The sequence below is a fragment of the Colwellia sp. Bg11-28 genome, from assembly GCF_002836245.1.
GTDB classification, from domain to species: Bacteria; Pseudomonadota; Gammaproteobacteria; order Enterobacterales; family Alteromonadaceae; genus Colwellia; species Colwellia psychrerythraea_A.
The window spans coordinates 139537-162642 of sequence record NZ_PJBA01000001.1; the positions used below are offsets into that span (position 1 = coordinate 139537).

Below are 23106 nucleotides of genomic sequence, written 5' to 3' on the forward strand. Positions count from 1 at the left end.
ATTCATTTAAAATGAATGATTTAAAACTTATAGCGCGATAAAATATTAATCTTCTTGATTATTATCTTCAGAGTCTACTCTATAGGCATTGTTTTGCGATTCTAAATAAGCAAAAACAGTAGTAAATGCTTGCTCTTGAAATTGCTTTAAGCCAGTATCACGAAAATCAATGTCGATTTGACTTTTCGATAATTCTTTCTTAATAAAAGTACCTGATAAAACTTCAACTTCTAGTTCAGCAATTAATTGAATAGCGGCTTCAATTTTAAAACCAATAGGTCCGCCAGCAAACTTACCTTTTAAAGCACGACCTTTAATTTGCACATGAGTAACTTTGTAATCTTCCATTAACTTGGCAAAAGTAAATTGAAACTTTTTCACTTCTTCTGCATCGCCTGCATTATCAAGGCTAATTTTTTGTACGCGCGTATGAGGGATATCATACAAGTTGTTTTCTTTTGACACGATACAAATAATCGCATCATTACTTTTAATTTCTACGCCACAAGCTCTCATGGAAAAACCTCATTAATCTAATTGCCAATATTATATACTCATTATCATTCAAAGTGCAGGATTTCAGTGGGAATTAAAATGACTTTAGCCAAGAAAAATAATTCAGGCATAGTCATTCTATATTTTGATTATTTAGCTGGGTATAAACACGCAAATTATACAAAGAAGTAATTGGAACTGAACTTTATGGAACTTGATGGTGCTTACAGGTATCATTTCTACTAATTGCGTTAATTGAGTAAATTTAATGAAAAAAGTGTGTGTAATCACCGGTGGAAGCTCTGGCATTGGTTTAAGTATTGTAAAATTATTCATCAAGAATAATTACCAAGTCTTTAATTTAGATTTGTCCCCTTCTGCTGAAGGAGATTTTCGCCAGTGTGATGTTACTAACGTTAGCCAGGTAACCGAGATAATTAATGATATTACTAAGCAACACACCATAGACGTTTTAATTTCAAATGCCGGCATTCACTTTTCAGCCACGATTGAAAATACCAGTGAAGCTGATCTAGATAAAGTATTTAACATTAATGTTAAAGGTGCTTATGCTGCAATTAAAGCGGTGTTGCCATCAATGAAAGCTAACAAAAATGGGTCGATTTTGTTGATGGCCTCTGATCAAGCATTAATCGCCAAGCATAATTCGTTTGCGTATAACTTAAGTAAAAGTGCCCTCGCCTCTATCGCTAAAACAACAGCGCTTGATTACGCAGCTTTTAATATTCGAGCTAATGCCGTTTGCCCGGGTACCATTGAAACACCGCTGTACCACAAAGCCATTGATAACTATTGTCAGCAATCAGGTGCTGATAAAAGCGAAGTGCATAGGGATGAAGAGAAGTTGCAACCGTTGCAGCGCATAGGTCAACCAGAAGAAGTTGCTGAGTTAGTACTATTTTTAGCATCAGATAAAGCTAAGTTTATCACCGGTAGTTTACAAGTGATCGACGGCGGTTATACCGCACAATAGTTTTACTTGAAACTAAAGTTGAACTTGAACCTGCTAGCCATTGAAATAATAGAAAGTTAAACACTATGACCGTAAATATTATTGATCCACATCTGCATTTATTTGATCGCTCGCGTGGAGATTATCATTGGCTTAAATCAGAAAACCCACCCTTTTGGCCCGATAAGTCACTTATCCAACACGATTTTGATATTGAAGCATTAAATAATACCTTACATACCAACAGTAAAATAAACTTGGCTGGTTTTGTTCATATTGAAGCAGGTTTCGATAATGCAGAGCCTTGGCGTGAACTTGAGTATATTGAAAGTTTACCCTGTCAAAAAAATAGAACTATCGCTAGCATCGACTTATTAGCAACGCCCGAGCACTTTCAAGCAACATTACAAAGATTACAGCAATATCAGAGTTTAATTGGCGTTCGTCATATTTTAGATGAACAAGCGGCGGCTATTTTAACGAATAAAAACGCACAACAATATTTTGCCAAACTTAATGAAATAACTGACTTTATTTTTGAACTGCAATTACCATTAGCTGATGAAAGTGCGATTAACCTTATACCGCTATTAACCCAAACCATCACCACAAATAGCCAACTCCGGTTCGTGATCAATCATGCTGGCTTCCCTCCTAAAAGAGTACCTAAAGACATAAACTGTCATGCTTGGCAGTTATGGCAACAACATATCAGTGAACTTGCGAAGTACCCCAATGTCTTTATTAAGTGCTCTGGTTGGGAAATGCAAGACCGAGAATATAAAATGTCATGGTTTAGTGAAGTAACCAGTTTTTGCATCAGCACCTTTTCAATTGAGCGAGTGATGCTAGCCAGTAATTTTCCGCTGTGTTTACTCGGTAAAAAGCTAGGTAAAGAGCTAAGGCATAAGAGCTATGTTAGTTATTGGCAGGATATTCTTGAATCCACAGTAATTGAGCAATGCAGTAAAAATGAAAAAAACGCATTACTTTTCAGTAATGCGCTTCGTATTTATCAACTTTCTAACTGACAAAGCTAGCAGCTTAAACTATCTACTAATTCTTTATTTGATAGTTACGTTTGGCGACTTCTTAACGATTGCATCATTAAGTTCTATACCAATACCTGGTACTTCAGTCACTTGGAAAAAACCATCTACTGGTTGTGGATCTTGCAAACATAACTCCCTGTTCCAGTCTTTAATCGCGTAAGTATGGTGTTCATGAATCAAGAAGTTTGGGATAGCAGTTTCTAAGTGTAATGATGCCGCTGTTGCCACCGGACCACCACATACGTGCGCTTGTATACGAATATCGTAAACGTCAGCATAATCACAAACTTTTTTCGATTCAGTAAAACCACCACATAAACCCACATCTGGTTGTAATACATCGATACTCTGATCTTCAAAATAAGGTCTTACATCCCAACGATGATACAAACGTTCACCACCGGCAATCGGTACATTAACGTTATCAGACACTTTTTTATGTACGGCTGGATTCAAATAGTTAACCGGCTCTTCGTACATCATACAGCCAACTTCTTCGACAATTCTGCCCATTTGTATTGCTGAGGCTGCGCCCATTAATGAGTGCGATTCAAATATAATATCAACATCTTCGCCTACAGCATCACGAATAGCACGTAGTCGGTTACCAAATAAACGCATTTGCGGTTTGGTAAATAATTTTGTTCTATCAAAAGAAGAACTGCCATCACCGTTATAAACTATTGGGTCAACTTTAACCGCATCATAACCTTGTGCAATGGCTTTTAATGCGGCTTCAGCATATTGCTCTGGTTCAATTAGCTTACTTATCTCAGTATCCCAATCAAACTGAAGTTGGCTAGCATAAGTACGCAATTTATCATTTACTTTACCACCCAATAATTGATAAACCGGCACGCCTAGTGCTTTACCTTTAATGTCCCAAAGTGCGGTATCAATTGCGCTCATCGCTGAATATAAAACAGGTCCGCCGCCTAAGCCCCAAAAACTTTCGCGTAACATGCGAGACCATAAAAGCTCGGTATTAAACGGATTAAAACCAATAAGTACCGCTTCACTGATTTCTTTAATCATGGCTGCGGCGGCACTATGCCCCCAATCATAAGCTAACCCTGCCTCACCAACACCACTAATACCTTCATCAGTATGTATACGTATAAAAACTGGGTTCCAACCAATGCGCTTAGGACAGTGGATATCAAAAACTTCAACGTGAGTAATCTTCATATTTTTCTCAACTAAGTTAATTCTTTATTTAGTTAACCTCTATTTAGTTAACTCTCATTTTCAAATAATTTGTTATGTAACGTATTCATAAAACTAGAGACAGTAGTTGCTTATCTTGAAGGTGTATCATTCTATTTAAAGGAAAACGCACGGAGTTGACGTTAGTCAATGAGTACTTTTGACGTGTAAATTGGACGATACAACAAAAAGATAATAACTACTCTGCAAAGGTTGGATCATTACGATAAACTCTTCGTAACATCGCTGGCCATGCTTTTTGACCGCCAGTTTCCCCATCGTGCACAATATTAGCTTGCGCTTTAATACCATCAATAATGCTTTGCGGGGCATAAATAGGTTTCATACCCGTTGCCATTACTTGCAACTGTATTTGGCAAGCACGCGTTAAATCGTACATATGCATAAAAGCATCACCAATGGTTTTGCCCATGGTTAAGGCACCATGATTTCGCAATAACATAAAGTTTTTATCACCTAAGTCATTTTGTAATCTAAGCTTTTCATCATCATTCACCGCTAGGCCTTCATAATCATGGTAACTCATCGAAGCTAACGCAAACATAGAATACTGGCTTAACGGTAACAAACCTTCTTCAACACTAGCAACGGCAATGGTTTCATTGGTATGCACGTGCAAAGCACAAATATCATCATGGCGTACTTCATGTACTGCACTATGAATAGTGAAACCAGCAGGGTTTATTTCAAACGGGCAGTCTTTGTCGATAATATTCCCCTTGATATCAATTTTAACTAAATTTGAAGCGGTTATTTCTTCAAAAGCTAGACCAAAAGCATTAATCAAAATATGTTCTGTACCAGGAATACATACAGAAATATGGGTATGAATAAGGTCATCCCAACCATGCATTTGCAATAATCGATAACAAGCCGCTAAATCAACCCGTAATTGCCATTCTTGGGCTGATACTTTATTTTTTAAGTCGAGTTTAGGCAATTGTTGCATCACAGATCTCTTTGTAGGTAAGACAAGGGGTTTATTGCACCATTTTACCTGATGATGAATAAGCAATAAAGTCGTTTAAAACATGGTTTTGATAATAGCTGCCACTATCAGAACAAATACCAATATTCGTATGATTTTACTGTATTTACCTTGTTGCTCATCGGTCATGGGTTTACCAAATTTTTCCCCCAAAGTAACCATCAAAAATACAGCAATGAAGACACAAGCCAAAATAATTATCAATGTCATTTTTATCTCTCTTCTCGTTATTTTTTTATACCCAGTTTTAGCAAAATCGATTACCATAGCGAACAGTGCAACTTACCATTTTATATCGCAATGCAGAAAACCGATAATTTTTACCAAAAACGCCGTTTTATCATCAAATTAGGCAAAGCTTTACATAAGCTGGGTTCTACGGCTTATCGCCTAGAAGACAACTTATTATCTATTGCTAAGTTTCTCGAACTTCGAGCTTCTTTTATCATCACGCCTACCGCATTAACATTCATCTTATCTGATGATGAAGATGATCAACAATATAATCACTTAGTTCGAGTGAGCCCTGGCGATATTGATCTTGGCTCTTTAGCACGTATTGATGAACTCGTTGATGAGTTAATTGATGGCCAACGCACGCTCGAAGAAGCGATCGAGCGTTTAGCCGAGGTAAAAAATAAACCAGCGCCTTACGGCACACTGTTATCTTTTTTAGCTTTTGGTGCATCAAGTGGCGCTTTCGCCATGTTAATGCATACCAGCTGGCACGATGTCTTTTGGTCAACTATTTTAGGTTGGGTTACCTTTGCCTTTGTACTTTGGTCAGAACGTTCACGGCGCATGTCAGATTTACTCGAGCCTATGGCAGCGCTCACGGCATCTCTATTAGCCTCCGCAATTTCTATGATTGACCCTAGTATTAATATTCCTATGGTTATTCTATCTAGCATCATTGTTTTTATTCCAGGTTTGTCTTTAACGGTCGGTTTATCTGAACTTGCCGCTCGACATTTAATGTCTGGTACAGCACGCATCATGGACAGTATAATGGTGCTGTTTAAGCTTTATTTCGGCGCGGTATTGGGTATGGCTTTAGGTAACTTAATGTGGGGAACCGCAATATTCCTGCCCCCTGAAACAATGCCTGTTTGGACTTCTTGGTTAGCGGTAACCACGTTATCAGTAAGCTTAGTTATTCTTTTTAAAGTCCGATTAAAAGATGCACCTTGGGGTATGATTGCTGGTTATATTGCTTTTGGTGTCAGCATATGGGCTACCGAATATTTAGGCGTGGCGCTAGGTGCATTCGTTGGCGCTTTTGCACTTGGCTTATATAGCAACTTATTCTCTCGACTGATGAACCTACCTTCTAGCATTGTAAGACTGCTTGGTTTAGTTGTGCTTGTGCCGGGTTCAAAAGTATATATTGGTTTAAACAGCGCAGTATCAGGTCAAAATATGCTAAATGTACCCGATTTAGGCTCACAAACATTTTTAATATTTATGTCTCTGGTCGCAGGTATAATATTCTCCAACGCAGTATTGCCCCACGGTAAAAACTTATAATGAGTTAGCCGTTAACTAATGTTGTGAACATCAATATTAGTTCCAATAAGGCTTGTTAACTCAATGTTGCAAGCCTGTTAACCAAACAAAACCAACGACTTACCTTCAATAGCGCTTTCATCATGAATTCTGGCTATTTTTCCAAATAAAACAAATATGTAAAATGATGTTTCACTTGCTGGAAATCCTTAAAAATTCCCCGTAGAATCGAGAAATCGTGCGCATAAAGCATGTTATAGCAAACAAATTAAAAGTATAAATAATTAAAAAAATTAAAATACGATTTATATTGTGCGCACTTAAACACATTCTATGACTTATAAATAAGGACTTTTCATGAAAGCAATTATTACTAGTGCAATTTGCTCATCATTATTACTAATGAGCGGTTGTACTACTCAAGCTGATAGTAGCAATAACGCACCATTAGTGACTCAAAAAACGGCACTGGCTTCAGGCATCGAAAAAGCTAATTTAGACACCAGCGTTCGTCCACAAGATAATTTCTATCGTTATGTAAATGGTAACTGGCTAAAAAGCCACGAAATTCCAGGTGATAAAACGGCTATTGGTTCATTCTATGATCTTCGCGATCAAGCCGATGATGATGTTAAAGCAATCATAGAAGAGCTTGCTGCAGAAGATAACTTAGCTAAAGGTAGCGATGAACAAAAAGTAGCTGATATTTTTCGCTCATACATGAACACGGAAAAACGTAATAATTTAGGTGTTAAACCAATTCAACCTGTTTTTGATGCTATTAACAATATTAATGACAAATCAGAATTAGCGACTTTTTTTGGTAAATATCAAGCCGTAGGTGTAGGCAGCCCTTTAGCTTTTTACATTAGTGTTGATGCTAAAGACTCTAGCAGCTATGCCACTCACATCTGGCAAAGTGGCCTAGGTCTACCTGATAAAGACTACTATTTTAATGAAACAGAACGTTTTATCGCTTTACGTGCTGGTTATATTGCCCACATTGAAAACATGTTCAAACTAGCTGGTCTTGCTAATGGTAAAGAAGCCGCTGAAACTATCATGTCACTAGAGACAAAGTTAGCTAAATTTCACTGGACCCAAGTTCAAAGTCGCGACAGTGAAAAACGCTACAACAAGTTTGCTGTTAATAAGTTAAATGAATTAACAGATGCTTTTGATTGGTCAGCTTATTTAGCTGCGCAAGGTGTTGCCTCTCAAAAAGATATTATTATCAACCAACCAGATTTTGTTGCTGGTTTCGGTGGCATATTTGCCGAAACTTCGTTAGAAGATTGGAAAACCTATTTGAATTTCCACAGCTTAAGTAATTTCGCTAGTTACTTAAGTACTGATATTGATAACGAAAACTTTGATTTTTACTCTAAACAATTAAGTGGTAGACAAGAGCAACGACCACAATGGAAACGTGGCGTTAGTGTCGTTAACTCAAATTTAGGTGAAGTCATTGGCAAAGTATATGTTACTCGCCACTTTACTCCACAAGCTAAAGCACGCATGAGCGAGTTAGTTGAAAATTTACGTACCTCTTATGGCAATAGCATTGATGATCTTGAATGGATGTCAGCAGATACCAAAAAAGCAGCCCATGTTAAGTTAGCCGCTTTCACGCCTAAAATTGGTTACCCTGATAGATGGGAAGATTACTCTGGACTTAGCATCGACGCTGACGATTTAGTGGGTAATATTCTACGTTCTTCACGCTTATCTCATGATAAAGAAGTTTCAAAACTTGGTGGTCCAATTCAAAAATGGGAATGGGGCATGACACCGCAAACAGTTAATGCTTACTACAACCCAACGGTAAACGAAATCGTTTTCCCTGCAGCTATATTACAAGCGCCATTTTTTAATATGAAAGCTGATAGCGCTGTTAACTACGGCGGCATCGGTGCAGTAATTGGGCATGAGATGGGCCATGGTTTTGATGATCAAGGTAGTAAATATGACGCAGAAGGCAACCTTAGAAATTGGTGGACTGAGCAAGATTTAGCTGAGTTTGCTAACCGTACTAAAGCCTTAGTTGAACAGTATGATGCATATCACGTTTTTGACGACTTAGCTGTAAATGGTAAATTGACTTTAGGTGAAAACATTGGCGATTTATCGGGTGTAACTATCGCGTATAGAGCCTATAAAGCATCATTGAATGGTAAAGAAGCACCTATTATTGATGGTTTAACCGGCGATCAACGTTTCTTTATGGGTTATGCTCAAATTTGGCGCGCAAAAATTGTAGAGAAGTCTGCACGTAATCGTGTAGCGACTGACCCACATTCACCTGCTGAATTCCGTGCACTTGGCTCTCTTTCAAACATCAATGAATTTTATGAAGCATTTGATGTTAAAGAAGGGGATGCTATGTATATAGCACCAGAAAAACGCGTTAAAATTTGGTAATTAGTTTACGAATATAACGATAAGAAATAACAATTAAAAAAGGAGCTTCAGCTCCTTTTTTTTGTCCTCATTTTAAAGCTAAACTCGGAAATATTCCCTATACATAAAAATTAAAGCAGATAGAGAACCTGACTTTCATTCAAAATGAGTTATTAACGTCCCTGATTGAGAAAAACTTTATAGAAAACTCTCTTTGATTTAACACAAAAAGACTAACTTATTAATTTCATTACGAAACAATCTTATTGATAATTGTTATCATTAAGGTTACTATATGCATCATTAATTAAGCAATATTTTTTGAGTCGAGAGTTTTTCTATGTACGTTTGTATTTGCCATGGTGTTACCGATACCCAGATAGAATCCGCTATTGATAATGGCGTAGAAACTATGAAAGGGTTAACCCAAGAGCTTAATGTAGGATCGCAATGTGGTAAATGTTGTCAATGCACTAAACGCGTACTCAACAGAAAGTTAATACAAATTGCTGAGGCACAGCCACAGGTCGCTTAAGTCCTATTTAACGGATAAAATAATTAGCTAACGTTAAAGCTGCACCTCGCATATTCAAATAACATAAAAAATTAACTCATCATGGATTGTAAGTAATTCTCGATACCTGCATGATCAATTATGTATTGTTGCGATTCAATCCAATCAATTTGCTCTTCTACATTTTCCAGTAAGTCTTCAGCTAAGTCTCTACTGATATAATCTTGCACTTTCTCACTTTCTACAATTAATGTTTGTAAAGCCTGACGAGAGACATACTCTAAATCCATATTTGATTGCAGCATCTCTGTCGTATGTTCACCAATATGTAAGCGGCCTAAATCTTGTAAGTTTGGCAGGCCTTCTAAAAATAATATACGTTCAATAAGATCATCTGCTTGCTTCATTTTCTCAATGGATATTTTATAATCTGTTTTATTGAGCTTTTCTAAGCCCCAATTTTTATACATGCGTGCATGCAAAAAATATTGATTAATCGCGATGAGTTCAATTGCCAACGCACTATTTAATAACGCAATAACTTGTTTATTACCTTTCATGACAACCCCTTAACCCGGTAAATGCTGACCCATATGAGATTGGATGTAATTTTGCAGCCCTATTTTATTAATAAGTCCAAGCTGCTTTTCAAGCCAGTAAACATGATCCTCTTCGGTATCTTCCAGTAGTTTTTCTAACATCTCTCTACTTTGAAAGTCCCCTTCGCTTTCACACAAGGTAATAGAGGCTTTTAATGCAGCGACAACTTCCATTTCAAGTGTTAAGTCATTAGTGAGCATGCTAGGAACATCGTCACCTATAATTAAATCTCGGCGGTCGGCTAAGTTAGGAATGCCTTCAAGAAATAAAATCCGCTTTATCAAAGCATCTGCATGAGTAATTTCTTCTTGCATTTCATGATCAAGTTGGTCAAAAAGTTTATCTAGTCCCCAATCTTGATACATTCGAGAATGAATAAAATACTGATCAATTGCGGCTAACTCGTTATGTAATAAGCCATTTAGACTTGCTATAACTTTTGGATTACCTTTCATTTTATACCTCTTTAATATTTTGAGAACATATTGAGAATACTGAAAATCAGTTGCCTTAAAGCGTAGTAGATGGATAAGAATTTATCGAATTATTAAGAAGAATTAATGTTACTAACTGTTTATATTTTAAGTGAAAATAATTTGTATTTTCATTAGGTATAAATAATGAAAAGTGTATCTAAGAATATCAAAGGCCCTCCTAATTATAAATATAGGCAAGCATAACTAATAGCCATCTAAACATCTAAAGTTTGCTAATGATTCTGATTCAAGATAGAATTCGTTCTCAAAGGTTTTATTGTGTTATCGAAGATGGTGTAAATCCATCGCTGTACCCGCAACTGTGAATGAACTGATGTTTATTTTTACAATAAATATTAAATCAAAGTCAGATAGCTAACGAACAAAACTATACTTATTACCGTGCGGGAAAACACGAGTCTAATTATGTCTACTCTGCTAAATATCTCTGGGCTCAGCTGGAAAGTTCTAAATAAAACGATCTTGCAAGACATTAATTTTACTGTCCGCAAAGGTGAAGTGATCGGTATTATTGGCCCTAATGGTGCAGGTAAAACCAGCTTATTACGTTGTATAATAAACCAAGCCAATATTCTTGCCAGTGCAAACGTTAGCGGCTGTGTACATCTTAAAAATCGTCTTATAACACAATTCAGTGCTAAAGAAATTGCTCAACACTTCGCTTTAGTTATGCAAAAAAATGACTCTATCTTTGCTTTATCAGTACAAGACGTGATGAAAATGGGTCTCTTACCGCACAAAAGTTTGTTTTCACTCGATAGTGATTATGATAAGTCTCAGATTGAATTAGCTCTAAGTAAAGTAGGATTAAGTCACGCCCAAGAGAGTCTCTTTAATCAACTCTCTGGCGGTGAACAGCAACGCGTATTAATTGCTCGAGCACTGGTTCAGGCTAGCCAAATATTAATTCTTGATGAGCCGACCAATCACCTTGATGTTTATTACCAGCATCAAGTATTACAGTTAGTAAATAAGCTCAATATTACCGTGATTATGACAGTACATGATCTCAATTTAGCCAGTTTATATTGTCAGCGATTGTTGCTATTAGATAAAGGCCAATTAATTTGCGATGGTTCCCCTAAAGAAGTTTTGGCTCCAGAGCAACTAAGCAGAATTTTTGGCTTACCCTGTCAGCAGAATGTTGATGTTATCACTGGTGCCACTCAAGTCTCTTTTTATCTTGAAGAAAACAGCATGCAATACAGCGCCATTTCGGAGCCTTTAAGTGAATAAAGTATCAACTAGTTTATTCGCATTAGCGATACTAGTCATTCTATCTGCACTCGCAGCCATAACATTTGGCCCTGCCGACATCGATTCATCTCAGTTGATGGCCTGCTTAGTCGGATCTTGCCAAAACCAAATAGCGAACATTGTTATTTGGCAAGTACGTATTCCAAGGGTATTAGTTGCGCTAGTTGCAGGAATGGGCTTAGCTATAGCCGGTGCTATTTTACAAAACACTACACGTAATCCGCTCGCCGACCCTTATCTTTTCGGGATTGTTTCTGGTGCCGGTTTAGGTGCAACAATCGCGAATATTTCCTTGGCCGATAATCTCACTATTGCGCTACCACTAGCGGCATTTCTCGGAGCACTCTTTTCAGTCATCATAGTGGTATTCATTGCTAAGGTACTCCAACGTATGGAGCAGTTATTACTCGCTGGTGTAGCCGTATCATTCATGCTTGCATCAATAACCCAATTCATTCTCTATTTTGGCGAACCTTTTGCCACCAATCGTGTCATTTTTTGGTTAATGGGCAGTTTAGCGCGCGTTGAAATGAGTAACTTTTATGTCATCGCCAGTATTTTATTAATCGCAATGATCACCGTATTTGCACTACATAGACAAATTGACGCGCTATTATTAGGCGATGAAAGTGCTGCTAGTTTGGGCGTTGATGTAGATAAGTTACGTTTACTGATGTTAGGTATTTGTGCTGCACTTACCGCGACTATAGTGGCTTATTGTGGAGGTATTGGCTTTGTTGGTTTGATGATCCCTCATATTGTTAGGCAACTCATTGGCGTAACAACGCTAAAATTAATTATTGGCAGTGCGTTAATCGGCGCTATATTTCTTATCTGGGTCGATGTAATTGCCCGATCATCACTACCTCATGCCGAGATCCCTATTGGTATTATTACCTCAGCACTAGGTAGCATATTTTTCTTATTTATCATGTATCGCTCGAGAGCGACAACTTAATCAACTTATGTTTAACAAACTAATCTTTAATAAATTAGCACAGTGGAGATAACCCTATGACTGATAAAAAAACAACTGACAGCAACATTGCTGATAACCACAAACAAAGAATGCAAAAATTAAAAGAGAAAGTTGATTCTCGCATTGATAATGCAACGGATGAGCGCGGTTTACTTATTGTAATAACAGGTAATGGAAAAGGAAAAAGCACCTCTGGTTTTGGTACGGTTGCCCGTGCGGTTGGCCATGGTCTTAATGCTGCAGTAGCCCAATTCATTAAAGGTACATGGGCTTGTGGCGAGCGACAATTACTTGAAAATGCTGGTGTAAAATTTAGTGTCATGGGTACAGGTTTTACTTGGAATACTCAAGACAAAGAAAAAGACATCGCCGCTGCGAAACAAGTATGGATTAAATGTAAAGAGTTACTCAGCGATACAAATCTTGATGTGGTTTTACTCGATGAAATGACCTACATGCTGTCGTATAAATACCTCGATTTAGATGACGTAATTGAAACATTAAACAACCGTCCTAAACATCAACATGTAATTATTACTGGCCGCGCATGTCATCGCGCCATTATAGAACTTGCCGATACGGTTAGCGAAGTACAATCTATCAAACATGCTTTTGATAACGGTATAAAAGCGCAAAAAGGTATCGATTGGTAACGACTGTTCCCTTTTGAATTAACTAAGAGCTAACGTTTTATGAGTTAGCTCAATAATTGATGACCACATAGAAACAACCTAATGAAATTAATCTCTCTACTTTTTATTTTACTCTTTATTTCAAGCGCATCGTATGCTGAACAGAATAAAGAAACTGATAAAAAATTAACTAAAGAAAAAAGTAAACCTACCATTATCGCCCTTGCCCCTCATATTGTTGAAATGCTTTATGATGTTGGCGCCGGCGAGCAAATTATTGGTACAACATCATTTGCTGATTATCCCGAAGCAGCTAAGAAAATACCGAGAATTGGTAATTATGTACGTTTACAACTAGAACGAGTGATTGAACTACAGCCTGACTTAATTATTGCTTGGAAAAGTGGCAATCCAAGTGATGACTTAGCGCGATTAGAGCAACTTGGTTTCAACATCATATACTCCCAACCGCACACGTTTGAAGACATAGCAAACGAAGTACGCAGCTTTGCTAAAATTACTGGTCACACGACACGGGGTGAAGAAGTAGCAACAAAGTTTGAACAAGCGTTAATAAAAATAAAGCAGCAATACCAACATAAAACAGAGATAACTGGTTTTTACGAGCTTTGGTCTAGACCTTTAACAACGGTTGCAAAAGGAAGCTGGCCTCAGCAGTTCTTGAACATATGCAAAGTAAAAAACCCATTTGAGCATGTGATCACTCCCTACCCTCAAATTAGTATTGAGCAAGTACTACCCGCGTCAGTGGAACTTATTATCCAACCATTATCAGTAAATCAAAAAGAGCGCGAAGCCTTTAACTGGCAAGATTGGTCAATAATACCAGCCGTAGCTAATAAACAAATACTACAGCCTGATGCCGATGCTATGCATCGAATGACATTACGTAGCTTAACGGCATTAAAAGATTTGTGTGCAGAAATAGATCAAACAAGATCATTTCTACAACAAAAGCATAGCTAGCCTCAACGCTAGTCACTAAGAAATATTTTAGGTGCCTATTAGCTTTACATGTGAGTAAGAGAATAACTTCAGTAATAGCTAAAGGTGAAACGGGAAATTGGTTAAACCAATACTGCCCCCGCAACGGTGTGAGCTGCCAGCTATACCCAAACTACATGAAGATACAGATTTCAGCTGGAATTAGAAACGCCTTTAGGCAAGGCATTGATTGAAGAAAATAGTTATTATATTGTCGAAATCAATAACGTAGCTTAAAGCAATTCTAAACCAGCCCAACGGGGACGTCTGAGCAAAACATGCTCTTCGTTACCTCATTTATTAAGGGGATAACCCTTAATAAAAGGAAGCGCCTTGATCATAAATTGCTCAGGCGTCCTGAAGCACACATCTTCAAGTAGTTTGGGTATATTGGTAACTCAAGTCCGGAGACCGGCCTGAAATTTAATTTATCATTGTAAGCACGGTGGGTGCTTATAACTGAGGAAAACATGAACAAAACAATAATAGCACTAAGTATAAGCAGCCTACTTTACTCATCACTTTCTTTTGCAGAGCAAACTAGCCCTACAACGATTGATAAAGCAGACGAAACCATTGTCATTACTGCTAACCGCAGTATTCAAGACAAATTTGATACCTTAGCTTCGGTGAATATATTCACTAGAGAAAACATAGAACAAATTCAGCCTTTATCTATTAGTGACTTACTTGGCCGAGTTGCCGGTATCTCTATTAATACGCAAGGTACTTCTGCGCATAAAACGTCTGCCTTTGTACGTGGTACTAATTCAGACCACGTATTAGTATTAGTTAATGGAGTTCGGATTGGCTCTGCCACACTTGGCTCGAAAAGTCTTGCTTCGATACCGGTACAGTTGGTTGAACGTGTAGAAGTCATTAAAGGACCTAGAGCTGCCTTGTGGGGATCTGATGCCATTGGTGGTGTAATCCAAATTTTTACCCGTGACTTAGCTGCAGGTGAAGGCCAGGTAGGAATAAAAGTAGGCAGTGATAGCTTATACCAAGGTTATGGTGCATTAGGCTTTGGTAATAAAGAACACGGTTACACATTAAGCGCAACGGCAGAAAAATCTGATGGTTTTGATGTAGTTGTCCCTGATGGTAGTAGCCAATATACCGTAGATCAAAACGATGACGATGGTTATGACCGTCAATCAATAGCACTTTCTGGTACCAGTCAGTTTACTCAAGCCTATGCACTTGAGTTAAATACACAGTACGACCAAGGCACTACTGAATTTGATGCTAACACCAAATACGGTGGTGACGAAACCACGTATGAAAACTACCACTTTCTATTACGAAACCATCTTCAGCTAGAACAGGTGTATTTGCAATTAGGTTTAAGTACTTCAGAAGACAGCACTGAAGATAACTACAGCAAATACAACAGTCAAAATAGCGCCAGTAATGCAAATAGCTTATTCACTACCAATCGTGAGCAAGTTACCGCGTTAGCTCAACTGCCATTAGCTGACTCATCAGAAATCACTGCAGGATTTGAGTGGTATACAGAAAGCATTGAAAGTAATAAAGAATATGATGAAACCGATAGAGATGCTAACGCAGTTTTTGTCACGGGTCGTCATGATATTGAGCAAGTGAAATTAGAAGCTTCTGTTCGTTATGATAAAGTAGGCGACATTGATAGCGAGACAACGTATCAAGTAGCTGCGGGTTACCAAGTTAATGATCAACTACTATTCTCACTAAGTCACGGAACTGCTTTCAAAGCGCCTAGCTTCAACGACTTATACTACCCTTGGCAAGGCAACCCTGATTTAATATCAGAAACCGCGGATACCTCGGAATTTTTAGCACGTTTTCAAAACGATACTCTTTCTGCTGAAGTATCTATTTACCAATCAGATATTGATAACTTAATTGAGTGGGCTCCTACTGCATCAGGTGCATATAAGCCTTCAAATGTTGCAAAAGCTAAAATATTAGGTGCTGAAGCAACTTTTACTGCTGCTATTTACAACACCAATAACACATTAACATTGAGCCATGTTGATGCTGAAGACAAAACGACAGATCATCAATTAGCTAGACGACCAAATTTTTCTGCAAATTATAACTTCGTTTACTCACTCAAGCAGTTTGATTTCACCTTTGATGTAGACTATCAAGGTAGTAGATATGATGGTGCTAACGATCCAGTAAAAACATTGAAAGCCTTTACTTTGCTTGATGTTGGTTTAAATTACCGACTAAACAACCAAGTAAGTTTACTAGCGAAGGTAACAAATCTAACTGACAAAGATTATCAAACATCAAGTGAATATCCTGGTTCAGAGCGTGGTTATACCCTTACTGTAGATTATAAGTTTTAACCTAACCTTGTATTAATCAAAGCCTAATTTTCATTCACAAAAAAGCCTGCAATTGCAGGCTTTTTTTATGTAGAAATAATTAAACTATTTCAGCTTAATGCTAATTTCAACTTCATTAAGGTTTTTAACAAAATCATTGCTAGCATCTAAAGCATTCTCAACCGTATTGCCGGCTTGATAATACTTTATATAGTCTTGATAGTTATTTGTCATCATACTTTTCATTAAGTGGATATCAGTAGATTTTTTATCGGTATCAATATTAATAATGTCGGTATAACCTGTCAGGTCAGCACTGATTGCCAACATGCCTTGCTCTGGCCCGTAGAATGTCCATTTAGCAGGCATTAACAATTTAGTTGTCGGATCAAAAGTGGTAAAAGTAAAGCTTATCACTGCCACAGGGTAACCTGAGACGGCCGAATAATCGTAACTACCATCTTCTTTTATTTCTGAAAAATTTCTATCATCAATAGGTGGTTTTTGCTCATTTGCATTCACTAAAAACGAGTCTTTTGCAATGGTCGAAATCAATTGATGATGGGTCTTAATGACTGAACTACCGAAGATAGAACTGCTTTCATCAAAGGTCACACTGGCTTGAGATTGATAAAAAGTTTTACTGATATGATCATGGGTGCTAAAAACTAAGACACTATCATCGTCTTTAGTGACCGCTATAGGAAAATGCGTAGTGCCTTCAATCAACTGATTAGTATTAAAATCCTGATGTGGCATGACTAAGTCAACCGCATCCGCTACTTGAAAAGCCGATAAAGTCCAAACGCCTGCTACATTTTCCGTAAAGTCATCTGAAAAATCGGCAGCAGCTATCGCTTTTTGATTTGCATCAGTGCCCTTCACTGAAAAAGAATGTAACGGCCATTCACCCTCTACAGCACGACACACCTTCACATCTTCAAATAAGGTTGTACTATCATCAACCTCTTTCCAGTTATCAAAGGGTAATGAACTAGTTACTTCCGTTTGTGTAACAAAAGGACGATGTGAAAGTTCAAGGTTCTGCGTTACACACTCACAGCTAGTATTATCGACTAACTCATCAAACTGGGCTTGATAGTGCGATGGCGTGGCACTGCTTGCTTGATAAAAACTCACCACATTCAAGCCTTGTGCTTCACTACCTTGCTGATCTTTCGCCACTAGCGTGTAGTTTATAAACTCACTGGTAGTAACAAAACTGATCACACCACTGTCATCTGCTTTATAGGTATTAAGCGTTTGCCAAGTATCATCTTGAAGTAAAAGTTCCACGTCACTAAAGGCACTTGCCACGCCACAATCGTTAGTCAATTGTGCGGTTAATGAGAAAGTGTATTCAACTGGGTCTACTGGCACTTCAGGCGATGATGATGAACCACCACCGCAACCTTGAAGAAAAAGGGTTAACAATAAAGGAGAGATTAAATGTTTATGCAAGGGGGAGATCCTCAAGATGTTATTTCAAAATAACGGATAAGTGAAAATAATATATACCCGCTCTACTTCAAGATGCAAGTTCAGGAACACAGAGCAATTTCATTTCTAGGCGCATCAATGAAGTCATGGCATTCCCTTACAAATTGATGCAACAACGAAGTGATGTTGCTCTGTGTCCCCCTTCGGGTGGGTTTTAAAAGACTTTGTGCAGCGTTATTCATTTTAAGAAGGGAATAACCATTCTTTGCAATGAATGCCTTGCCTAAAGTATTTTAAATTCCCACTGAATCCAGCAGCTTGAAGTGGAACGGGTATAAGTATTGTATTTTTCGCATACGAATCAAAAATTTAATATGGTAAAGACAACGTAATGCCTACCGAATTATACCCAACTTTAACTTTAATTAGCTAACTTTGTTACCTCTATGCCGATGTAATCATCTAAGAAAGACTACAAGACCATTCTTTTTGTAAAGCATACTTGACTTACAAAACAAAACCCCTACAATAAAGTCAAATAAACTTTACAAAAAATCAAAGAGAGCTGACTTATGACAAAGCAAGATTGTGAACATAAGAATTACCAATCAAAAAATAATGCTAATACCAGAACATTAAGAAATTGGACAACTGTTTGGGTTATTACTATGGCCATCGCCGCTTTTGCGCCAAGATTTATTTGGGATTTTAATACAAGCTTAACCATTATTACCTTGTTAATTAATTTAGCTGTTGGTTTTCGAATGTTAGTTGCTAATAGAGACTATTTACGTGGTTTAGACGAAATGCAGCAAAAAATACTTTTCGATGCAATGGCTTTCACCTTAGGTGTTGGATTAGTATTAGGTCTAAGTTATGAATTGTTAGAAGATATTAAACTGATTGGCTTTGAGCCTGAAATATCTCATTTAATTATTGTTATGTGCCTTACCTACTTAACTGCGATTATTGCTGGCCATAGGAAATATCGATGAAAAATCGTTTAAAAGTACTTCGCGCTGAACGAGACTGGACTCAAGCACAACTAGCTGAAGCCTTAGAGGTATCAAGGCAAACAATTAATGCTATTGAAAAAGGTAAGTTTGATCCAAGCTTACCACTAGCATTTAAAGCAGCAAGACTATTTAATTTAATGATTGAAGATATCTTTCATGATGAAGTTGAAACACTATAACTTTGTTTGAAGATACACTAGGTTACAAAACTGTCGCGCTAACCATGGTTAACACGACTTCAACCTATCCACTACTAGCATTAATCACTACCCATTTAGTTTGTTAGTCTCGATAACTTGATATGCCTAGCGCAAGCCCCCATCTAACACCAATAAATATTAATCACTACCAGATACACTACCCTATTATGCGTTTACTCAAATCAACTATTCACCCTGACATCAACGATCTTTCTGCCAAACGTTTCACCCGGAATGCGACTAGAGCGATTGTGCTTAATGGGGATAATATATTACTGCTATATACGCAGCGATATCACGATTACAGTTTACCTGGTGGCGGTATAGATGAGGGTGAGAGTAATATCGAAGGACTCATTCGTGAGCTAAAAGAAGAAACGGGTGCGCATAGTGTTAAAGATGTTGAGGCGTTCGGTCTTTATGAAGAATTCAGGCCATGGCATAAAGAAAGCTTTGATATTATTCATATGCAATCTTATTGTTATACCTGCACCATTGATGATGAGTTACTTGAACCTGAACTTGAAGCCCATGAATTAAGTAACGGTATGCACCCTGTGTGGATGAATATCCATCAGGCCATTGAACATAACGAAGAAACAATCGCTAAAAGTGATAAAAAAGGTCTATCGATAGAACGTGAGACTTTTTTATTAAAGCGTATTGTCTGTGAATTATTAAGCTGAGCTAAACGAAGCAGAGCCTGCTATATCTCGTTAGACCTCTCATTAGTTAGCACCAAATAACACATCTTGCTGGTTATCTAGCCACAAAGGATGCTTCGCCATCACTTTCGTAAAAACAGGACTTTGCAAATAGCTATTTAACCATCGCCTTACCATAGGGTAAGGTGATTGCAAATACCACTGACGCTCAACGCGAGCAAACTGTCGAATGAAAGGGACTAGCGCAATATCCGCTAAACTTTCTTTATCTGACATTAAGAATGTATGTTCAGTTAAACATTGTTCTAATTGTTCAATATACTGCTGACAAACAACTCGGCACTGGGTAACATTATCTTCTTGATAACGCTTAGCGCACTTGTAAGCTTCTAAACTGGTTTTAAAGTCATTATCGAATTCATTAATAAGTGAGAGCATTTCAGGTAATGCGCCCTCTTGTTGACAATGAAGCAGATCATCAGGATCCGTTTGTTGTAATGCCCATAACATTACCTCTAAACTTTCTTCGATTACCGTGCCATTAGCTAGCACTAATACTGGCACTGTGCCTTTAGGTGAAACCGCTATCATTTCTGCTGGTTTATGACTTAATACCAAATCTCGTAGTAATACCGCCTGCTTCGCTTTAAAAATAGCGAGTCTTGCCCGCATGGCATAAGGACAATTTCTTAGCGAATAAATAATGGGTAACATACTCGTGTCATTAGTCTTTTTATTACTTTTTTCATGAAAAGTGTCATTCATTGATAGGGTATTCCAGTACAGTAATTATTAATGATCATAAAAATCAGAATAAATAAGCGACTTAAACGGTATTCATTGCCTCATTTTACCAGTAAAATCCCCCCTTTGAAATTTAACCGCCGTTTAATTGGCTAAAGTTGTAAAATGAGTCCTAAAATAGAATTATTAGCCCCCGGTGGTGATATCGATGCGATCAAAGCAGCCATTATTGCTGGCGCAGATGCGGTGTACTGCGGTTTAGATACCTTTAATGCTCGAAATAGAGCTGCTAATATTTCTTTTGATGAACTCGTTGGGATTATTAGACTTGCACATGAGTATGAATGCCAAATATTCTTAACGCTCAATATCATTATTCTAGAGCGAGAATTTAAAACGCTTGCTAAATTATTAAGTAAATTAGCAAACACCACGCTCGATGGTGTCATTGTGCAAGATTTGGGCATGCTTTATATCCTTAATAAGCATTTCCCTACTCTAGATATTCATGCCTCGACGCAATTAACAACCCATAACATTGGTCAAATCCCTTTTTTGAAAAAACTAGGTGCTTCACGTGTTAACTTATCTCGTGAATTAGACTTAAAAGAAATCAGCGCCATTACTGCCGTATCACAAAAAGAAGAAGTACTTACCGAAGTATTTGTGCACGGCTCATTATGTGTTGCCTTCTCAGGTTTATGTTATTCCACCTCAGCAAGTGTTGGTAATTCAGGTAATAGAGGCCGTTGTAGTCAAGCGTGTCGTGAAGAATATAAACCTACCGAATCAGGTAATAAATTTCCATTAAACATTAAAGACAACTCGGCATTTTTTGATTTACCTGCCCTAATCGAAGCAGGTGTTCATTCATTCAAAGTTGAAGGACGCATCAAGGGTGCTAGTTATGTGCATACCGTTATTGATAGCTTCCGTAAACAAATAGACGGATTTGTAGAAACAGGTGAATTACTTGAAGATGGCGAACGCCTTTACAAAGTATTCAACCGTGATTTTTCTAATGCCTTTTTACGTGGTGATTTAAACCAATCCATGTTTATTGAAAACCCGCGTGATAACTCTAAATACCACGCCATTGATAAAAGTAATGCTATTTCTGTCGTACAAATTCAAGACGTTGAACAAAGCTTAAATGATGAAAAAGAACAAATACACGCTGATGTATTTGATAAAATAAAACACCTAAGTATTGATAAACGTAAGCTTTCATTAGTATTCTCAGGTGAAGTAGGCGAACCATTAGCAGTAACCATAAAAATTAATGAGGCCCATGACCAGAAAATAACCCAAGGATTCAGTGAAGAAACGGTACAAGAACAAGTGCATGTTATGCATTCACAACGCGCACTTGTCGCGAGTGATAAAAACTGCATTGATCATAGTGCCATTGAAAAGCGCTTTAAAAGCTTCAATAACGCAGAATATAACTTAACTGAGCTAAGTACTGATGATATTCCAGCAAGTGCTACTATTCCTTTTAAAGAGCTTACTGCGCTTAAAAATAAAATAGCAGCTTTACTCAATGATGGTAAATCGGTATTAGCTGAAGTGGAGTTACCCAAACTAGTACGCCATGCTAAAAAAGAAACTGGTGCAAAATTATCGCTGTTAATATGCGATGAAAATGACATCAACCTTGGCGATGTAACTGATGCCGACATCTATTTCAAACTGCCTGATGCGTATAAACGTGGCTGTACTAAATACGTTAGCTTTTTCCAAGAAAACCCTCGTCTTATTCCATGGTTCCCGTCGGTATTAATTGGCAAAGACTACGATGTTGCGGTAAATATCTTAGAGCAAGTTAAGCCTAAGTTAATCGTCACCAATAATACAGGTATCGCCAATAGAGCCTTTGAGTTAGGAATCGAGTGGATTGCAGGTCCTTTCTTAAATACCACCAACTCCTATGCATTATTAGCGATGAAAGAGAGCTTTAACTGTAGCGGCGCCTTTATTTCAAACGAAATAAACCGTCAACAAATGAAAACTATCGCCCGTCCTGAAAACTTCAAAATGCTCTACAGCGTTTACCACCCTATTTTATTAATGACCAGCAGACAGTGTTTCTTCCAGCAAAGTGTTGGTTGTGAAAAGCCACGTATTGATAATGGTTGTATGTTGTCGTGCGATAAATCAACGAGCATTACTAATCTTAAAGGCGTATCTTTTGCTATTGATAAACAAAAAGCTGGCTATCCAAGTATTTATAATAAAGATCAATTTTTAAATACCGAAATTATCCAAGACCTAACGCAGTTATTTGATGGTTTCATGATTGATTTAACTAATATTGGCGCTGGTGATAAAGAATCACCTGATAAAACAGTGCTCATCAAACAATTTGAACAATTACTTAACAATGACAGTAACAAAGAAAATAGCGAATCGGTTGGTTACTCAAATACATTATCAAGCGAGCAAACAGAAGCACAATCAATTGCAAAAGAAACGCTAAACTCACTAGTGCCAGATTCAACCAATGTGCAATACCATAATGGTCTGTAATTAACTCTACTGTGATTAATCGAATTTGACAGAAATTGAAAAATAAAAGAGCCGCCAGCATTACCTGTT

Annotated in this window: 22 protein-coding genes and 2 riboswitches; of the genes, 14 read left to right on the forward strand and 8 right to left on the reverse strand. The window is 37.6% G+C overall.

Features of this window, described 5'->3' with window-relative positions; all coding sequences use genetic code 11:
• Positions 1-45 precede the first annotated feature (45 nt).
• The gene (locus CXF79_RS00550; RefSeq protein ID WP_011042013.1) at positions 46-516 is read right to left on the reverse strand and encodes a DUF3010 family protein; all 471 of its coding nucleotides are present in this window, start codon (positions 514-516) and stop codon (positions 46-48) included.
• A 247-nt stretch (positions 517-763) separates the two neighbouring features.
• On the opposite strand from CXF79_RS00550, the gene CXF79_RS00555 reads away from it, so the two are divergent.
• The gene (locus tag CXF79_RS00555; RefSeq protein WP_101153524.1) at positions 764-1489 is read left to right on the forward strand and encodes an SDR family NAD(P)-dependent oxidoreductase; all 726 of its coding nucleotides are present in this window, start codon (positions 764-766) and stop codon (positions 1487-1489) included.
• Between the two features lie 65 nt (positions 1490-1554).
• Positions 1555-2499: an amidohydrolase family protein gene (locus CXF79_RS00560; protein WP_101153525.1), complete on the forward strand. Its 945-nt coding sequence runs from the start codon at positions 1555-1557 to the stop codon at positions 2497-2499.
• A 33-nt stretch (positions 2500-2532) separates the two neighbouring features.
• On the opposite strand, the gene CXF79_RS00565 is transcribed toward CXF79_RS00560, so the two are convergent.
• The 3 genes from CXF79_RS00565 to CXF79_RS23455 all read right to left on the reverse strand — a co-directional run bounded on the left by CXF79_RS00565 (position 2533) and on the right by CXF79_RS23455 (position 4945).
• Positions 2533-3708 carry a mandelate racemase/muconate lactonizing enzyme family protein gene (locus CXF79_RS00565; protein WP_011042010.1) on the reverse strand — a complete coding sequence of 392 codons (1176 nt, stop codon included), beginning with the start codon at positions 3706-3708 and terminating at the stop codon, positions 2533-2535.
• Positions 3709-3925: 217 nt separating this feature from the next.
• Positions 3926-4696, reverse strand: a complete 771-nt coding sequence (locus tag CXF79_RS00570) for a class II aldolase/adducin family protein (RefSeq protein ID WP_011042009.1) — start codon at positions 4694-4696, stop codon at positions 3926-3928.
• Positions 4697-4771: 75 nt separating this feature from the next.
• Positions 4772-4945 (reverse strand): hypothetical protein, encoded by a 174-nt coding sequence (locus CXF79_RS23455; RefSeq protein ID WP_187148291.1) that lies wholly within the window; start codon positions 4943-4945, stop codon positions 4772-4774.
• Positions 4946-5035: 90 nt separating this feature from the next.
• Here CXF79_RS23455 and CXF79_RS00580 point away from each other — a divergent pair, with 90 nt between their 5' ends.
• The 3 genes from CXF79_RS00580 (at position 5036) to CXF79_RS00590 (ending at position 9176) form a co-directional block, all read left to right on the forward strand.
• Positions 5036-6262 (forward strand): threonine/serine ThrE exporter family protein, encoded by a 1227-nt coding sequence (locus CXF79_RS00580; RefSeq protein WP_011042008.1) that lies wholly within the window; start codon positions 5036-5038, stop codon positions 6260-6262.
• Between the two features lie 336 nt (positions 6263-6598).
• On the forward strand, positions 6599-8662 hold the full coding sequence (locus tag CXF79_RS00585) for a M13 family metallopeptidase (RefSeq protein WP_011042007.1): 2064 nt from the start codon (positions 6599-6601) through the stop codon (positions 8660-8662).
• A gap of 319 nt (positions 8663-8981) precedes the next feature.
• A complete protein-coding gene (locus tag CXF79_RS00590; protein WP_011042006.1) occupies positions 8982-9176 on the forward strand; it encodes a (2Fe-2S)-binding protein in 195 nt (64 codons plus the stop codon).
• 71 nt (positions 9177-9247) lie between these two features.
• Here CXF79_RS00590 and bfr (CXF79_RS00595) read toward each other — a convergent pair whose 3' ends face one another.
• On the reverse strand, positions 9248-9715 hold the full coding sequence (gene bfr / locus CXF79_RS00595; RefSeq protein WP_101153527.1) for a bacterioferritin: 468 nt from the start codon (positions 9713-9715) through the stop codon (positions 9248-9250).
• Between the two features lie 9 nt (positions 9716-9724).
• Positions 9725-10210 (reverse strand): bacterioferritin, encoded by a 486-nt coding sequence (gene bfr, locus CXF79_RS00600; protein ID WP_011042004.1) that lies wholly within the window; start codon positions 10208-10210, stop codon positions 9725-9727.
• A gap of 264 nt (positions 10211-10474) precedes the next feature.
• A riboswitch (cobalamin riboswitch) is annotated at positions 10475-10628 on the forward strand.
• Positions 10629-10657: 29 nt separating this feature from the next.
• Here bfr (CXF79_RS00600) and CXF79_RS00605 point away from each other — a divergent pair.
• The 5 genes from CXF79_RS00605 (at position 10658) to CXF79_RS00625 (ending at position 16464) form a co-directional block, all read left to right on the forward strand.
• Positions 10658-11488: an ABC transporter ATP-binding protein gene (locus tag CXF79_RS00605; RefSeq protein ID WP_101153528.1), complete on the forward strand. Its 831-nt coding sequence runs from the start codon at positions 10658-10660 to the stop codon at positions 11486-11488.
• Positions 11481-12467, forward strand: a complete 987-nt coding sequence (locus CXF79_RS00610) for a FecCD family ABC transporter permease (protein ID WP_011042002.1) — start codon at positions 11481-11483, stop codon at positions 12465-12467. The genes CXF79_RS00605 and CXF79_RS00610 overlap by 8 nt, the downstream gene beginning before the upstream one ends.
• Positions 12468-12523: 56 nt before the next feature.
• Complete coding sequence (cobO, locus tag CXF79_RS00615; protein WP_011042001.1) at positions 12524-13141, forward strand: cob(I)yrinic acid a,c-diamide adenosyltransferase; 618 nt, start codon at positions 12524-12526, stop codon at positions 13139-13141.
• A gap of 81 nt (positions 13142-13222) precedes the next feature.
• Positions 13223-14107 carry a cobalamin-binding protein gene (locus tag CXF79_RS00620; protein WP_011042000.1) on the forward strand — a complete coding sequence of 295 codons (885 nt, stop codon included), beginning with the start codon at positions 13223-13225 and terminating at the stop codon, positions 14105-14107.
• A 12-nt stretch (positions 14108-14119) separates the two neighbouring features.
• Positions 14120-14559: riboswitch (cobalamin riboswitch) on the forward strand.
• Positions 14560-14595: 36 nt separating this feature from the next.
• Positions 14596-16464 (forward strand): TonB-dependent receptor domain-containing protein, encoded by a 1869-nt coding sequence (locus CXF79_RS00625; protein ID WP_101153529.1) that lies wholly within the window; start codon positions 14596-14598, stop codon positions 16462-16464.
• An 84-nt stretch (positions 16465-16548) separates the two neighbouring features.
• On the opposite strand, the gene CXF79_RS00630 is transcribed toward CXF79_RS00625, so the two are convergent.
• Positions 16549-17904, reverse strand: coding sequence for a hypothetical protein (locus CXF79_RS00630; protein WP_101153530.1), 1356 nt, complete (start codon positions 17902-17904; stop codon positions 16549-16551).
• Positions 17905-18455: 551 nt separating this feature from the next.
• Here CXF79_RS00630 and CXF79_RS00635 point away from each other — a divergent pair.
• The 3 genes from CXF79_RS00635 to CXF79_RS00645 all read left to right on the forward strand — a co-directional run bounded on the left by CXF79_RS00635 (position 18456) and on the right by CXF79_RS00645 (position 19785).
• On the forward strand, positions 18456-18878 hold the full coding sequence (locus CXF79_RS00635) for a hypothetical protein (protein WP_101153531.1): 423 nt from the start codon (positions 18456-18458) through the stop codon (positions 18876-18878).
• Positions 18875-19078 carry a helix-turn-helix transcriptional regulator gene (locus CXF79_RS00640; RefSeq protein WP_101153532.1) on the forward strand — a complete coding sequence of 68 codons (204 nt, stop codon included), beginning with the start codon at positions 18875-18877 and terminating at the stop codon, positions 19076-19078. The genes CXF79_RS00635 and CXF79_RS00640 overlap by 4 nt, the downstream gene beginning before the upstream one ends.
• A 188-nt stretch (positions 19079-19266) precedes the next feature.
• Complete coding sequence (locus CXF79_RS00645) at positions 19267-19785, forward strand: NUDIX hydrolase (protein ID WP_101153533.1); 519 nt, start codon at positions 19267-19269, stop codon at positions 19783-19785.
• 42 nt (positions 19786-19827) lie between these two features.
• On the opposite strand, the gene CXF79_RS00650 is transcribed toward CXF79_RS00645, so the two are convergent.
• Entirely contained in the window at positions 19828-20529 is a 702-nt protein-coding gene (locus tag CXF79_RS00650; protein ID WP_232769036.1) for a glutathione S-transferase, read from the reverse strand.
• 144 nt (positions 20530-20673) lie between these two features.
• On the opposite strand from CXF79_RS00650, the gene CXF79_RS00655 reads away from it, so the two are divergent.
• Positions 20674-23037 (forward strand): peptidase U32 family protein, encoded by a 2364-nt coding sequence (locus tag CXF79_RS00655; protein WP_101153534.1) that lies wholly within the window; start codon positions 20674-20676, stop codon positions 23035-23037.
• Positions 23038-23106 lie beyond the last annotated feature (69 nt).